The sequence below is a fragment of the uncultured Desulfosarcina sp. genome (genome assembly GCF_963664155.2).
In the GTDB taxonomy this organism is placed as follows: domain Bacteria; phylum Desulfobacterota; class Desulfobacteria; order Desulfobacterales; family Desulfosarcinaceae; genus Desulfosarcina.
In genome coordinates, this window is the sequence record NZ_CAXXXH010000001.1 from 2,720,116 (window position 1) to 2,734,827 (window position 14,712).

The 14,712-nt window shown below is 56.3% G+C and carries 19 protein-coding genes; 8 read left to right on the forward strand and 11 right to left on the reverse strand.

The window, feature by feature from the left end:
* Nucleotides 1–241: 241 nt before the first annotated feature.
* Nucleotides 242–571, forward strand: coding sequence for an RNA-binding protein (locus ACHZBS_RS12455; RefSeq protein ID WP_319406837.1), 330 nt, complete (start codon nt 242–244; stop codon nt 569–571).
* A 91-nt stretch (nt 572–662) separates the two neighbouring features.
* On the opposite strand, the gene ACHZBS_RS12460 is transcribed toward ACHZBS_RS12455, so the two are convergent.
* Nucleotides 663–2,315, reverse strand: coding sequence for an acyl-CoA synthetase (locus ACHZBS_RS12460; RefSeq protein WP_319406838.1), 1,653 nt, complete (start codon nt 2,313–2,315; stop codon nt 663–665).
* 288 nt (nt 2,316–2,603) lie between these two features.
* On the opposite strand from ACHZBS_RS12460, the gene ACHZBS_RS12465 reads away from it, so the two are divergent.
* Nucleotides 2,604–3,005 carry a hypothetical protein gene (locus ACHZBS_RS12465; RefSeq protein ID WP_319406839.1) on the forward strand — a complete coding sequence of 134 codons (402 nt, stop codon included), beginning with the start codon at nt 2,604–2,606 and terminating at the stop codon, nt 3,003–3,005.
* Between the two features lie 58 nt (nt 3,006–3,063).
* On the opposite strand, the gene ACHZBS_RS12470 is transcribed toward ACHZBS_RS12465, so the two are convergent.
* The 10 genes from ACHZBS_RS12470 to ACHZBS_RS12515 form a co-directional block, all read right to left on the reverse strand.
* The gene (locus ACHZBS_RS12470) at nt 3,064–4,080 is read right to left on the reverse strand and encodes a methionine synthase (RefSeq protein WP_319406840.1); all 1,017 of its coding nucleotides are present in this window, start codon (nt 4,078–4,080) and stop codon (nt 3,064–3,066) included.
* Nucleotides 4,081–4,160: 80 nt separating this feature from the next.
* A complete protein-coding gene (locus ACHZBS_RS12475; RefSeq protein ID WP_319406841.1) occupies nt 4,161–4,640 on the reverse strand; it encodes a YbaK/EbsC family protein in 480 nt (159 codons plus the stop codon).
* Nucleotides 4,641–4,645: 5 nt separating this feature from the next.
* The gene (locus ACHZBS_RS12480) at nt 4,646–5,197 is read right to left on the reverse strand and encodes a DUF2284 domain-containing protein (RefSeq protein ID WP_319406842.1); all 552 of its coding nucleotides are present in this window, start codon (nt 5,195–5,197) and stop codon (nt 4,646–4,648) included.
* A 52-nt stretch (nt 5,198–5,249) separates the two neighbouring features.
* A complete protein-coding gene (locus ACHZBS_RS12485) occupies nt 5,250–5,450 on the reverse strand; it encodes a YebG family protein (protein WP_319406843.1) in 201 nt (66 codons plus the stop codon).
* A gap of 8 nt (nt 5,451–5,458) precedes the next feature.
* Nucleotides 5,459–5,806 (reverse strand): YebG family protein, encoded by a 348-nt coding sequence (locus tag ACHZBS_RS12490; RefSeq protein ID WP_319406844.1) that lies wholly within the window; start codon nt 5,804–5,806, stop codon nt 5,459–5,461.
* A 36-nt stretch (nt 5,807–5,842) separates the two neighbouring features.
* On the reverse strand, nt 5,843–6,196 hold the full coding sequence (locus ACHZBS_RS12495; RefSeq protein ID WP_319406845.1) for a hypothetical protein: 354 nt from the start codon (nt 6,194–6,196) through the stop codon (nt 5,843–5,845).
* Between the two features lie 75 nt (nt 6,197–6,271).
* Nucleotides 6,272–6,994 (reverse strand): PilZ domain-containing protein, encoded by a 723-nt coding sequence (locus tag ACHZBS_RS12500; protein WP_319406846.1) that lies wholly within the window; start codon nt 6,992–6,994, stop codon nt 6,272–6,274.
* A gap of 155 nt (nt 6,995–7,149) precedes the next feature.
* A complete protein-coding gene (locus ACHZBS_RS12505) occupies nt 7,150–7,392 on the reverse strand; it encodes a hypothetical protein (RefSeq protein ID WP_319406847.1) in 243 nt (80 codons plus the stop codon).
* 9 nt (nt 7,393–7,401) lie between these two features.
* The gene (locus ACHZBS_RS12510; RefSeq protein WP_319406848.1) at nt 7,402–8,043 is read right to left on the reverse strand and encodes a YceH family protein; all 642 of its coding nucleotides are present in this window, start codon (nt 8,041–8,043) and stop codon (nt 7,402–7,404) included.
* Between the two features lie 70 nt (nt 8,044–8,113).
* Nucleotides 8,114–8,275, reverse strand: a complete 162-nt coding sequence (locus tag ACHZBS_RS12515; RefSeq protein ID WP_319406849.1) for a hypothetical protein — start codon at nt 8,273–8,275, stop codon at nt 8,114–8,116.
* Nucleotides 8,276–8,627: 352 nt separating this feature from the next.
* Between ACHZBS_RS12515 and ACHZBS_RS12520 the strand changes: the two genes are divergently transcribed.
* The 6 genes from ACHZBS_RS12520 (at nt 8,628) to ACHZBS_RS12545 (ending at nt 14,707) form a co-directional block, all read left to right on the forward strand.
* Nucleotides 8,628–9,437: a DeoR/GlpR family DNA-binding transcription regulator gene (locus ACHZBS_RS12520; RefSeq protein WP_319406850.1), complete on the forward strand. Its 810-nt coding sequence runs from the start codon at nt 8,628–8,630 to the stop codon at nt 9,435–9,437.
* A 154-nt stretch (nt 9,438–9,591) separates the two neighbouring features.
* A complete protein-coding gene (gene panB / locus ACHZBS_RS12525; protein ID WP_319406851.1) occupies nt 9,592–10,437 on the forward strand; it encodes a 3-methyl-2-oxobutanoate hydroxymethyltransferase in 846 nt (281 codons plus the stop codon).
* A gap of 23 nt (nt 10,438–10,460) precedes the next feature.
* The gene (gene larA, locus ACHZBS_RS12530; RefSeq protein WP_319406852.1) at nt 10,461–11,759 is read left to right on the forward strand and encodes a nickel-dependent lactate racemase; all 1,299 of its coding nucleotides are present in this window, start codon (nt 10,461–10,463) and stop codon (nt 11,757–11,759) included.
* A 60-nt stretch (nt 11,760–11,819) separates the two neighbouring features.
* Nucleotides 11,820–12,827 (forward strand): TRAP transporter substrate-binding protein, encoded by a 1,008-nt coding sequence (locus ACHZBS_RS12535; RefSeq protein ID WP_319406853.1) that lies wholly within the window; start codon nt 11,820–11,822, stop codon nt 12,825–12,827.
* 111 nt (nt 12,828–12,938) lie between these two features.
* Complete coding sequence (locus tag ACHZBS_RS12540) at nt 12,939–13,433, forward strand: TRAP transporter small permease (protein ID WP_319406854.1); 495 nt, start codon at nt 12,939–12,941, stop codon at nt 13,431–13,433.
* Nucleotides 13,430–14,707, forward strand: coding sequence for a TRAP transporter large permease (locus ACHZBS_RS12545; RefSeq protein ID WP_319406855.1), 1,278 nt, complete (start codon nt 13,430–13,432; stop codon nt 14,705–14,707). The genes ACHZBS_RS12540 and ACHZBS_RS12545 overlap by 4 nt, the downstream gene beginning before the upstream one ends.
* The last annotated feature ends 5 nt before the right edge of the window (nt 14,708–14,712 follow it).

A 14,712-nucleotide genomic window follows, 5' to 3' on the forward strand; every position in this document is an offset into this window, starting at 1 on the left:
CCCTCTGGGAGAAAATGTGAAAAAATCAACATCCGCTTATTTCGTTCCGAAGGATCCCCCGGCATTTAGGGTATGGGCGGAATCAATCGCTTGCTATCGTATCGGATGGTGATATGATGCGTTCTCGAAGGGCTGACGCGATTCCGTCCCAAAATATCAGGCAAGCCCTGATCTTGCCTGAATTTCCCACAGACCCATCAACTGGATGTGTGGTTTCCAACTTCCTTAATAGGAGATTAAAATGAACATTTATGTCGGTAATTTGTCGTTCGATGTCACAGAAGATGATTTGCGTTCGGCGTTCGAAGTCTTTGGCAAGATAGATGCGGTCAACATTATCAAAGATCGTGATAGCGGCCGTCCCAAAGGATTCGGATTTGTGGAGATGGCTTCAGGTGAGGAGGCCAAGAAGGCCATTGAAGCGCTGAACGGCAAAGAATTCAAAGGCCGGGCCATGAATGTCAATGAAGCCCGTCCCAAACCCGAAGGTGGCCGTGGCGGCGGCCGACACGGTGGCGGCGGCCAGGGCGACCGGGGACGGCGCGGTGGCGGTGGCGGTCGGCGTTATTAATTGATTTTTAGTGGGTTAGCTCATTACACGCCATTCCAACCTATCCCTCGCCCCATTGCCGGGCGAGGGCCGCACCTGGCAATGGCTGTATTCAGCGGTTCAACTTACTGTAGGTGCCGCGCATGTCGCGCTTGAGGATTTTGCCGGTGGGGGTCTTGGGCAGAGCATCCACGAAGACCACGGCTTTGGGCACCTTGAATCCGGCCAGTTTCTTCCTGCACATGCCGATGATCTCATCCTCGGTGATGGTTTCCCCTTTGCGGGGCACCACCACCGCCGTAACCGCCTCCACCCATTTGGGATGGGGCGTACCGATGACGGCCACCTCCTCAACGCGCTTGTCAAGGTAGATGGCCTCTTCCACCTCCCGCGTGGAGACATTCTCGCCGCCGGTTTTGATCATGTCTTTCTTGCGGTCCACCACCGCGATGTAGCGATCGTCGTCCAGCACGCCGATATCCCCGGAGTGAAACCATCCGCCGCGCATGGCCGTTTCGGTTTTTTCCGGCTCCTTGAAATACATGATCATGGCGTGGGGACCCTTGCCGCAGATCTCGCCGGGGATTCCTGCCGCGTCGATGGGCTGGAAATCCTCATCCTCCAGCCGGGTTTCCATGTTCAGGCCCGCCATACCGGCCGATCCCAGCTTTTCCAGGGCGTCTTCGGCCTTCAGAATGGTGTGGTAGGGCGCCAGCTCAGTCTGGCCGTAGTAGTTGTAGACCTTGCAACCGGGCAGCCGCGCCATGAGTTCCTTGAGGACTTCCACGGGCATGATGGAAGCCCCGTAGTAGCACTTGGTGAGGCAGGAGAGGTCGTAGCGCTCGAAATCCGGATGGCGCAGGATGCCGATCCACACGGTGGGCGGGGCGAAAAACATGTTGGCCCGGTAACGGTCGATAGTTTTTAAAATCATGCCGATGTCCGGCGCCATGAGAATATTGGTGCCGCCCACCCAGAAAATGGGGTTTAAAAATACGTCCCGCTGGGCGCAATGGTAGATGGGCAGGGCGTTGACATTGATATCCCCGCTGTCGTAGCCCCCATCGATGATGGCTCCCATGTACTGGGCCATGAGCGCTTGGTTGCTGATGATCACCCCTTTGGGAAGTGACTCGGTCCCGCTGGTGTATGTCATCTGGCAGGGATCTTCGATGTGCAGGATCACGTCGGGCTCCGTGTCCGGGGCGGCTTTCATCCAGGCGTCGAAGCCCAGGAAACGGTCGTCCACCGCCGGCTGGCCACCCCCCTGGTCAGACCATATCAGGTGGTTCACCGTCGGCATCTCGTCCAGCACCCCCTCCACCAGCGCGAAAAGGGCGTCTTCGACAATGAACACCTTGCTTTCCGAATGGTTGATGCAATAGGTGATGTCCGGGCCGCGCAGCAGGTAGTTGATGGCCAGGTACACCGCCCCGATCTTGCAGCAACCCAGCCAGGTCAGCACATGGTGGATGGTGTTGTGGGCCAGAATGGCCACCCGGTCGTACTTGTTGACCCCCAGGCCGGCAAGGGCGTTGGCCGTCCTATTGGCGGCTGCCTCCAGTTGGGCGTAGGTGAGGGACTGGTCACCGAAAATGATGGCCGTCTTGTCCGGGGAGTGGTAGGCGGTTCGCCGGATCATGTCTGCGATGACCCACCGATTGACCCGGTTGTAGCGGTCCATGAGAAATTCGAGGTTCTCCTTGTTCAACGCGTTGAACCGGGCTTTTTGTCCATCGGTCATAGGGTTTCCGGGTGCCGTCATTCAATAGCCTCCTTTTTACTGATGGGTTTCCGAACGGTCGGAGCGGCCATCGGTGGTTGTGGGTGCGGAAAAAACGGTTTCGGACATTCCGAACGCCGGAGCTGAAAGGGCTGAACTGAGAAGAAAAAATGCCCACAAAACCTACCGGATGTCAATGCGCAAATTGGAGCAGCATCGTGTTTATCAGGTCAGATCCCTTTAACATACGGGCACCTGTTGATCGCCGGAAGAATTTGTGTTTTTATAGCTGCCGGCAACGCCAATTGAAACCATCTGAGGGTGCATCGTATGAAAAACCTGATTATCGCCATCGCCGTTCTCATTTGTCTGCCGCTGGGGTGTGCGTCCATTTCGGAGCACGGGAAAATGGAGGCGTATGGACGGACCATGGATTCATACGGAACCGCCCTGCGTCTGTCGGATTTCAACGCCGTGTGCCAGTATATTGATCCGGTGGAGATGGGGCGCAACGATTGTTTGAAGCGATATGAGAACATGAAGATTGTCAGTTATGATCTGTTAGGGGTTACCGTGGCCAAAGACAAGCGGGAAGTGACGCAGGCGGTTGAAGTGGAATACTATTTTCTCGACCGCTATGTGGTAAAGAAGATCGGATATGAACAGTCGTGGCGATACAGGGAAGACATGAACGATTGGCTGCTTCAAACCATCCCGCCGCATTTTGAATAAAAGTGGCTTTCACACCTTTTCCGGGCCACGGCGGTGGTGCCCTCCTTCCGGATTTTCCCTACAGGGTTTTTCTCACCTGGGCCGCACCGGCGGCCAGACTGCGGATTTTGTCCACGGCTATGTCGTAGGGGAGGGGGGCCATGCCGCAGTTGGTACACGGATACAGCCGTTCAGGCGCTACGTGCGCCATGACCGAACGAATGGTGGCGGCAACCTCGTCCGGCGTTTCCACCCGGTGCCGGGTAACCGCAACGACACCCACCATCAACCCCTTATCCTTCAGCAGTTTCATCAGCGACAAGGGCACGCGCGAGTCGGCGCACTCCAGTGAAACCTGGTCGAGGCGGCTGGCATTGAGTGCCGGGAAGATGTCTTCATACTGGCGCCACTCGCGGCCCAGGGTCTCCTTCCACCGCAGGTTTTCGTCGATTCCGTAGCCGTAACAGATGTGCACGGCGGTGGTGCATGAAAGTCCGTCGATGGCCCGGTGGAGGGCGTCGACGCCCCATTCCTTTACGTCGTTCATGAAGACATTGAAGGCCGGTTCGTCGAACTGGATCAGGTCGATTCCCGCGGCCTCGAGTTCCTTGGCCTCGGTGTTGAGGATGTCGGCAAAGGCCATGGCCATTTCCGCACGGCTGGTATAATGGGCGTTGGCGATGGTGTCGCAGATGGTCATGGGGCCGGGCAGGGTGAATTTGAGGGGCCGATCCGTTTGCGCCCGGGTGAAGCGTGCCTCGTTCAGGTGAACCGGCTGCGGCCGTGAAACCGGACCTGTGACCGTGGGCACATCCACGGTGTAGCGGTTGTCCCGGATACCCATGGGCGTTTTCTTCTCCCAGTCTATGCCTTGTAGACTCTCTAGAAAGCCGTGAACAAAATGGATGCGGTGCTGTTCACCGGCGGTGACGATATGGATCCCCGCAGCTTCCTGATGGTGCAGCCATTCCACGACTGCGCGTTCCTTGGCACGCTCCAGGGCCTCGCCCTCGAGGCGCCAGGCCGGCCAGAGTTTTTCGGTTTCCGCCAGGTATTCCGGTTTCGGCAGACTACCGACGGTGGTGGTTTCCAGCATGGGGCGCCTCCTTCGTTTAGGGTTGGCTTTCTCAGGTGCTTGGGGAGCGGTTTATACCGCATGCATCCCCTGTTGAACGGTTATTCTGAAATATCGACCACTTCGGCATGGGTCACCTTGAGCAATTCCGAGGATGACAGCCGCATCATGGCATCGACGCTCCCACCGCCTCCGTATACGGTGGCGATTCCTGCGGTGGCGGCGTCCACTATAGTGCGCAGATTTTCGCGGTGGCCGAATGGCGGCATGCTGCCGACCACATAGCCGGAAACCTCCAGTGCCTTCTCGGCACGGGCAAATTTTACCCGTTTGCGATTCATGCCCAGATATGCGGCCAGTTTCTTGCGGTCCACCCGGGCCAAGCCGTTGTTGATCACCAGGATCGGCTGGTCCCCGGCCATGAACACCAGGGATTTGATGACCCGGTCGGCGTCCACACCCAGGGCCATGGCCGCATCTTCCACCGTGGCGGTGTGGGCATCCATGGGCAGGATGACGGCTGCCAGGCGGTGGGTGTTGATGAAGGACTGCAGGTTATGGCTGTTCAGCGGTGTCGTCATTGTAATCAATGCACCATGAGAAAGGCGTAGCGATCCATCTTCTGATCGTAGGCGGTGCGCACGGCGATGGGAAAGCCGAACTGGCGCACGGTACTGTATACGTCCACGGCCATGGCCTCCGGGGCTGGCCGGGCCATGCGCGGCATGTTGCAGGTGCGCCGGTCGCCGCTGCATTCCTTGCAGAAGCAGCACGAGTCCATGAACAGAAGAAAGGCCCGTTCGCAGCCGGCCAGAAAGATTTCGCGCTCCAATTTGATCAGGCGGGCGTTAATTTTGGCGGACCAGGCGTGACGGTCCTCGGGTTTGTCCATCTTGCCTTCGAAGTGGAGGATCACGGCCTGGGTGTACTCATTGAAAAACCCTTCACATTCGGCCACAGACGGGGTGTTGGGCGGGCAGGCGCCGCCGCGGCCGTATTCCCCGCAGCCGAACATGCACTTCATGCGCACCCACTGGGCCACCACGATCTGCTTCGGATCGACCCACTTGTAATCGGTGTATCCCTGGGTGTGGAAGATGTTGTCGAGCGTTGCCTTTTTCTCCGCGTCAAAACTCATGAAGGAAGATCCTCAGCGTCGGGGATGTGGCCCCTTTATTATTTATAGCTGGTCAGTCCGGCGGCCATGTCCGATTCAGGTGCTTGAGCATGTTGCGTACGGCATACCCGTGCGTGGCCAGAAAGATCGTCAGTTCCTCGAGATCGTATTCATCGATCTCGATTTCGCTGGTTTCGATCAGGTCAGCCAGGTCTGCGGCGGCATCGAGTACACGGTCCCATGCGTCGGCTTCTTTTTTGGATATGGCGGCCATGGGAAGGTTTATTTACCTTTGGGTTTCGCCTTGGCCGCGGGGGTTCTCCGTTTTGCCGTGTCTGCCGGGGTTTCGTCTTTTTTTTCCTCACCCGTTGCAGGTGCCGGCGGCACATGGGGTTTCATTCCTTTGAGGATCCGGGTGACTTCGGGTCCGTTTTTGGCAAGGAAGACCGAAATGGTATCGATGGCCTTGCCGTCCAGTCCGATCTCCAGTCCGGCGCCTTTGATGTAAGCGGCCAGGTTTTCGGCGGCATCGCGCATCTTGTCGTAGGCCTCGGCCTCTTTCTTGACCAGAAACACCCTGTCCAGTTCAATGCCATTTCGAACCACCACAAACTTGGTAATAACGGCCATAATGAACGCTCCTTTGGTTTGCCGATTGCTCCGGAGTTATGGATTTGAATAGTACCCTTCGGGCCAGCTGCGGCCGAAGCCCCAGCGCCAGGGCGTGGGCAGCCACCCGTGGCCGCCGATGCGGACACTCCAGTAAACCACATGAGAAAGCACAGGGCGGCCTTTTGCCGCGATGCATCGCCTCAGGGCAGCGTCGGCGGCCCTGCGCTGGTCGGGGGTGCCCCCTTGCCAGTAAACCCGGTCGTGTTCCACGCAGCAGTCACCATAGTCCAGGTCGGGAAAACACGAGCATCCATCACTGTAAAATGGTTTTTCAGGGGGGTGTTGCGGGACGGGTGGATGACTGCAACCGCCGATATGGATCGCGAATAGAATCAGAAGCCATTTCATGTGAACTCCAGGAATTGACGGGCGATGCGGGTCTACCCTATCCGCTAATGACTGATTGCCACATCGAACGGGGAATTACTTCCGGCGCTGGAGATACCAGCGCTGAAGGTCATAGATAACCTGGGTGAGCTTATTCTGCTCTTCCTTTTCTATGTCCTCGAATTCGAAGGCGTAACGGTAAAATCCGCGGTCCTGATCGTGTTCGATCCGCTTGACTTCGGCCTTCTTCACGTAAATGGTATTGCCCGGCCGATCATGATCGCCTGGAAATACCAGGCTGACATCATAGACCTGCTGGTCCATTTTCAATACCGGTCCGCGCATGAACTTGAAATTGTGTTTGGTCAGGACTCCGTAAACGCCGCCGAGGCTGACATTGATCAGGTCGATGACACCCTGGATTTTTTTCAATTTAAAATGCATCTGGGTCCCGATCAAGGTATTTACCCGAAAATTCCGGCGACGCTGCAGCCGCTCAACGTGCTCGGGAAAGGGTATTTTCAGACCCTGCTCGCACAGTCTGCCGCCCCGGGTGCTGAAGATGTACTCCAGACGATCCGGTCCGTTGAAGTTGAACCGCAGATGCCAAAGATCCTTGACGGCGGCGGCCTCCTCGAAGTCGTCCGGGGGGTCGACCAGCAAGTGGCTGCCGTCTGAATCCTTCGTGATCCCGGTGATGCAGGTGAGCCGATCGAAACCGGCCCCGACCACATTCATGGAGATGATCACTTTTTTTGCAACCAGGGTGTTGAACAACTCGCTGAGTTTTTCACCCTGGACTTTTCCTGCATCCCCCATAATCAGAGACCCTTAATCTGCATGCCGGTCGCTTCCAGCTTAATCCGTGAACCTTTTTTCTATTTTCGGCCGCCGTCGCCGATTCTTTAACACAGACACGGGTGGATGGGGCAATGGTTTTTTTCGGTCGGTGTCAACAGGCCATTGAACCCTGTTTATTTATCATCGGCCGCCTCGTCCAGCTGCTGATATTTTTCCGTTTGCTGCGTCTGTATCTCACCAAGATCCTCTTTCATCTTTTTGTAGCGGTCGACGTTTTTTTTCCCGGCCATTTCTTCCACCGTGTCATCCACCTTGTCCCGGGTGTCCGTTCCTTCGCATCCGCCGGCACCCAGTGAAACGCAGAGAAGGAACACAAGCACCCCGGTTTTTAATGTCCTGCCAAATGCTCCACTCATAGCGCCTCCTTATTCAAACTGTTTGCGAAATGATTTAAAAGCGGCTCCAAGGTCGGCCAATTCATCTTTCAGAGACTGGATTTCTGCTTCCAGCCGTGCCAGCCGATCGATGTCATCGGGTAGAGGCGCCGGGCCGGTAGTTTCAGCGTTGTCGGCGCCGTCATCGGGTTCACCGGAAAGCAGGTGCATGAACCGGCACTCTTTGTGGCCGGGCAGTCTCTCCAAACGGCGCACATGGCCCCATTCGCACATCCGGTCCAATGTCTCCTGCACTGCTTCAAGACTGTCGAAGGCATGCAGGCGGTCGGTGCGACTGCGGATGGCCCCGGGCGTCTGGGGGCCGCGAAGCAAAAGCACGCAGAGCACGGCGGCTTCGGAGGCTACCATATTGTGCTGCCGGGTGAAAATCTCCTCGTATTTGGGTACCCGGCCGACTGTGCTCCGGTTAACCAGGCCGCTTTTTTCCAGGCCGCCCACCGCGTCCTCTACGGTCTGCTCGTCCCAGTCCACCACCGGATCCCGGTTGGACTTCTGGTTGCAGGCATTGGTCAGGGCGTTGAGGGACAACGGATAGTATTCAGGCGTTGCCATGGCTTTTTCCATGAGACAGCCCAGCACCCGGGCTTCCTGGGCATTCAACATTATATCCATCGTGGTTCCCTCCCTGTCTGGTATGGGCTTGAGGCCTTTCTCAACACCCCGTTACCGGAATGGTTTCGTTCTACTTCGTCTGTTCCAGCATGTCGTTTGTCTTTTGGATCATCTCTGTCTTGCCGGACAGGTAATCGGGAATCTCAAGGAACGGGATATCCACAATCTGGAAAAATTCCAGAATGAGGGCCGCGACGACGATGATCAGGGCATAAATGACAAATTTTCCCATGCGGGCCTCCTTTCGTGTGCGGATCGGAAAAGGTTAAAAATCGTTCTTAGGAGCGGCATTCTACAGCGATACGTGTGAATGCAAATGTGCAAGAAAGGATATTATCGTTTCTCTGTTCAAAAGACCAGCACGGAGCGATTTCATTTTTATTCCTGATTTTTTTATTCCTCTGCGGAACAGGCCCGCATTGGTGACCGCCGCATAAACAGTTGCGATGGAATACCTCACTTGAACCCCCGGTTGACCAATCAGAAATTTGCCGGGGCAATGCGCGTTAATTTTTTTTATTGACTTTTATTGACTTTTTATGATTGTTTTTATCAATCAATTGCTGGTTAATCGGATCACATCTATGATTGTTGCGCAACAAAAAGCAGACATCATCCCCGCCCAGCGTCGCAACGTGATCCTTGAGCTGTTACGACAAAAGGGCGTCGTTTCAGTTCACGAACTGTCCGATGCCATCGGCGTTTCATTGCCGACGATCCGTCGCGATCTGGACTGGTTGGCCAAATCCGGTGCTGTTCATCGGAGTCACGGCGGCGCGACGCTGAAGACAACCCCTGGTACGACTTTCGAACCGGACTATCATATTTCATCCAAAATCGCACGAGAGGAAAAAGCGACCATCGGCAAACTGGCGGCCGACAGGCTTCAGGACAACCAGAGCGTTATTTTTGATTCCAGCTCAACCGTCTACGAAGCCGCATACCAGGTCGTCGAAAAAGGACTGAAACTCACCGCGGTAACCAACGATATCCGAATTGGTGAACTGCTTGCCGGAAACCCGTCGATTCATCTGCTGGTCAGCGGAGGGTCTCTCCGCCCAGGCTCCTACACCCTGATTGGCGAGCCGGGATCGAGTTTTCTGAAAGGCCTGCATGTGGATGTGGCCTTGATGGGAATTCATGCCATCAACCAGTCGTCGTGCTGCGATACGTCATTGGAGGTGGCCTATACCAAGCGTTACATGGCTGCGGCCGCCAAACAGGTCATCGTTTTGGCCCATGCCTCAAAATTCGGACACGTCGCGTTTTTTGATGCGTTTGACGTCGATGAAAAATTTGAAATCATCACGGACCGACCGCTGGCCCCGGCGATTCTCAGAGCGTTGGAAGAGAAGGGCGCCACCGTCACCATTGCCGGCAATCGAAAAGGATGATTCACGCGGTTGATTGCCGCTTGCCCAAGAACCATTTCGAAAACACGACACCGGTTTTCCGAGGATTCGGTTCAGCCGGTCGGTGCAACCCATCACCCGTCATCAAGCCCCTTGGACGAATCAAAAGGGAAAATATCAACGGAGGAATATTACATTGAAAAAGAAACTTACACGCTTCGATCTCCAGAAAATGAAAACGGAAGGCCGAAAGGCTGTCTGGGTAACCGCTTACGACTACATCACCGCTCAGTTGGCTGAAGAAGCCGGCATGGACATGCTCCTTGTGGGAGATAGTCTGGGAATGGCTGTTTATGGGTATTCGGGAACCGTTCCCGTCACCATGGACCAGTGCATCTATCACACTGAAGCAGTGCGCCGCGCAGCACCCAACACGTTCGTCATCGGCGACATGCCTTTTGGCGCATACCAGGTTGGTGTTGAAGATGCCTGCCGCAATGCAGTCCGGTTTCACAAGGAAGCCGGTGTCGACTGTGTAAAACTGGAAGGCGGTACGCGGGTAGCGCCGGTCATCCGGGCCATCAGCGATGGTGGCATGCTGGTGATGGGGCACGTCGGACTTACCCCCCAAAGCTCCGGTGCCATGGGTGGATTCCGGGCGCAGGGGCGCACCGCCGACAGCGCCAAGGCGATTATCGAAGATGCCAAGGCGGTTTATGCGTCCGGTGCGTTTGCCGTGCTCGTGGAGGGGGTCCCGCCTGAGGTCACCCGGGTCATCTGCAATGAGATTCCCATACCGGTGTACGGTATCGGTGCCGGCGATTGCGACGGCCAGGTGATGATCTGTTCGGACATCCTGGGCCTGTTCCAGGCGTTCACGCCTAAATTCGTCAAGCGTTATGGGAACGTCGCCGACGAATACCGCAAGGTATTCTCCGCTTACATCGATGACGTGCGCAACGGAACCTTTCCCGGCGAAGAACATGTCTACCGGATGATAGACGGGGAAGCCGCCAAGCTCGAAGCGGATGAGACCGACTGAACCTCCTTACAATGAATAAAAAAATGAAAAATATTGATTTCACTCTGAAGATCGGCAAGGGGACGACAAGCTTTTCCATCCCGGAATCGCAGCTGCTCTATCAGCTCGTGGGGCGCAACCGCAAACCGCCGGAAAATTTGGCTGCGGCCTATCGAAACGCCCTGGACCATCCCATCGACAGCCCGCCGTTGAACGAAATCGTCAAACCGGGGCAGACGGTGGCCATCACGGTCAGCGACATCACCCGGGGCTGGCAGCGCAACGACCTCACCCTGCCGATCCTGATCGACTACCTGAATGAAGCCGGCATAGCGGATGAGGCGATCACGGTCATCATCGCCGTCGGTGCGCACCGCCAGAACACTGCCGAGGAGTTTGTGGAGCTTTGCAGTGAAGCGGTCTGCCATCGTGTCCGGGTGATCAACAACAACGCGTGGGACACCGATAACATGGTCTACTACGGCAAGACCAGCCGGGGGACCGAGGTGTCCGTGAACCGCGTGGTGGCCGAGGCCGACCGCGTGATTCTCACCGGTGGGGTTATCTACCATTACATGGTGGGGTATGGGGGCGGGCGCAAGAGCATCCTGCCGGGGGTTTCTTCTTTGAAGACCATTCAGCAGAGCCACATGTGGGCCATGGAGAAGACCGTCGGAAAAGGCTCCAACCCCCTGGCCGCCAACATGAAGACAACGGGCAACCCGGCCCACGAAGACATGATGGAGGCGGCTGCATTTATCAAGCCCGATTTTATCGTCAACGTGGTGCCCAATCTGGACGGTGACATTACCGGTATTTTTACCGGCAATTGGATCTCGGCTTGGCAGGCAGCCACACGCCTGGTGGACGACATCTTCGGTGTGGCGATTCAAGAACAGGCCGACATCGTTATCGCTTCGGCCGGCGGCTATCCGAAGGATATCAATCTATATCAATCCCAAAAGACCATCGACAATGCCGTTTATGCCATGAAGCCGGGCGGCGTGGTCATTCTTTTGGCGGAGTGCCCGGACATCAAGGAACCCGGCGAATTTTTCGATTGGTTCAATCACCCCACCTTTCTGGAAATGGAGCAGGCGGTGCGGGCAAATTTTTTAATCTCGGGATGGGTGGCCGTGCGGCAGCTGGAGTATGCCCAGCAGGGGCACATCATCATGGTCACCCGCAAAGAGAATATCGAACTGGCGCGTAAGGCCGGCGTCCAGGGTGTGGCCACCATGGCGGAGGCCCTGAAAATGGCGTACGAGAAGTGTGGCAGCAGCGAGCCGAAGATAACGGTCATGCCACAAGGTGCCAATACCTTTCCGATCCTAGAAAAATAAGGTCCAGGGAGTGAAAGGCCGCGGCGATAAAACACATTTTTATCCATCAAGGAGGTAGTTATGCGCAAAAAATTGTCGATGATTGTCCTGTTTTCTCTGTTTGTCGTCCTGGCGATGTCCCCGGCGAGCTACGCCAAAATCATTCTCAAATGCGGCACTTCGACCCAGCCGACCCATATCTACAACCTGGCGGCCGAGCATTTCGGCAAAATCGTTGCCGAAAACAGCGGCGGCGAAATCGAGGTCCAGGTGTTTCCGGCATCCCAGCTCGGGTCCGAACGCGACATGGTGGAGGGCCTGCAGCTCGGGTCCCTGGAGATGACCCTGACCTCCACCGGCCCCATGGGCAATTTCGTCCCCCAGGTCAAGCTGTTCAACCTGCCCTTTCTCTTCAAGGACCGCGAATCCTGCTACCGAGTCCTAGACGGTGAAATCGGCACCCAGATCGCCGACCGTTTCACCAAGGTGGGCATCCGTTCCCTGGGATGGTTTGAAAATGGCTTTCGTAACATCACCAACTCCAAGGTGGCCGTACAAAGTCCCTCGGACATGAAAGGCATTAAAATCCGGGTCATGGAGGACGACGTTTTCATCCTGACCATGAAGGCGCTGGGGGCCAGCCCGCTGCCCATGGCCTTCGGTGAATTATACACCGCACTGGAGCAGAAAACCGTGGACGCCCAGGAAAACCCCTTGGCCGTGATTTACTCCTCACGGTTTTTCGAAGTCCAGAAATACCTTGCCATGACCGGGCATTTCTACTCTCCGGCCGTGCTGCTGATCAGTGAGATGACCTGGAAGACGCTGACCCCCGAACAGCAGAACATTGTTGCCGATGCGGCCGCCGAGGCCCGTGATTATGAACGCGAGCTTTCACTCAAGGCCGACCAGGAGCTTGAAGCCGCCTGTAAGAAAGAGGGCATGACCATTACCCATCCGGACAAAGCGCCGTTTGCCAAGGCCGTCGCTTCCGTTTACAGCAATCCGTCGGTCATCAAAGCCATCGGCGGCGGCAATGCCGAAGAGGGCCAGAAATTGATCGACGCAGCCATCGCAGCAGCCAAATAAAACGCAGGAAAGCAAACTGAATCTGTTATTTCCGGCCTGGTCGGTAACGACCGGGCCGGCCGCACCCGGATAGTCCCATGGGACACAAACCCCGATCAAAGGGTGACAGACGTGTTTTTTAATTCTGTTTTCAACATCATGGACCGTTGCATCAACTGGTTTCTGGCCCTTCTGATGGCCGGGATGGTGGTCATCATTTCGGCCCAGGTCTGGTATCGTTTCATCTTGAACGACCCGCTGTCCTGGTCCGAGGAGGCCGGGCGCTACCTGTTCGTCTGGATCTCCTTCATGGGAGCCGCGGCCGGGGTTCGCTATCAGGTCCATCTGGGTATCGACCTGATGGACAAGCTTCTCTCCCCCGGAGTCTATCGATGGGTGGTGGTGCTGGTCAATCTGATCATCCAGATTTTTCTGCTCATGATCATCTACTGGGGTTTCAAAATCCTGGGGATCATCCAATTTCAGGAATCTCCGTCCATGCACATTTCCATGCGCTACCCATACATGGCCGTGCCGGTTGGCGGGATTTTCATGCTGATCAATTCATTGCGCATCATGGTGGCCGCCATCCAGAACCGCACGCTGGATCGGGAGGTGCGCATATGACTGCCGTATTGTTCGTTTCCCTGCTGATCTGTTTTGTTTTGGGTGTGCCCATTGCCTTTTCCCTGGGGGTGGCGTCGGTGGCGACCCTGCAGTTCGCTTCCAGCCTGCCCTTAACCCTGGCGGCCCAGCGGCTTTTTACCGGCGCTGATTCTTTTCCGTTGATGGCCATCCCTTTCTTCATGCTGGCTGGCGAATTGATGGAGTCGGGCGGCATTTCGCGACGCCTGTTCGATTTTGCCCATGCCCTGGTGGGGTTCGTGTCCGGTGGACTGGCCATGGTGGCCGTCGTGGCGGCCATGTTCTTCGCCGGGATTTCAGGCGCTGCGGCGGCAGACACTGCAGCGGTGGGGGCGGTATCCATCCCGGCCATGATCCGCAAGGGGTACCACAAAGGGTTTGCCGCCGCAGTGCAGGCTGCCGGCGGATCCATCGGCGTCATCATTCCCCCTTCCATTCCCATGATTATTTTTGGTGTCGTGGGCGGGGTCTCCATCGGAAAAATGTTTTTGGGCGGTTTTATCCCCGGTGCACTGATCGGCGGCAGCCTGATGGCGGTCAGTTATTTTCTGGCCCGGCGTGCCGGCTATGAACGGGAGAACTTTCTCGGTTTTAAAGCCATCGGGAAAACATTTTTCGGAGCTTTCTGGGCGTTGCTGATGCCCCTGATCATCCTGGGCGGTATCCTGGGCGGCATCTTCACCCCCACCGAAGCCGCCGTGGTCGCCGCCGTTTACGGGGCGATTATCGGTTTCGGGGTGTACCGCGAACTGAAGGTCCGCGACTTGCCCAAAATTCTCGCCAAAGCCGCGATTTCCACTTCTACAGTAATGCTGCTCATCGCCACGGCCAATATTTTCGGGTGGATCCTGACGGCCGAGCGGGTGCCGCAGAATGTGGCCGCCTATCTGGTCAGCCTGACGACCTCCCCGGCGGTGCTATATGCCCTGATTCTTGCCTGCCTGCTGGTGGTGGGAACATTCATGGAAACCTCGGCATCGCTGATTATTCTGACCCCGGTTTTTCTACCGGTGATCGAGCAGTTCGGCATCGACCCCGTGCATTTTGGCGTCATCATGGTTACCGCCCTGGCCATCGGCATGCTTACGCCGCCGCTGGGCATCTGCCTGTTCATTTCATGCAATATCGCCCAGATTCAGCTCTCTGAAATCATCAGATATATCGTTCCCTTTCTGGCGGTCATGATCGGGGCGCTGCTACTGATGACCTATGTTCCCGATATCGTCATGTTTATCCCGAACCTGTATGGAGATTGACGCCC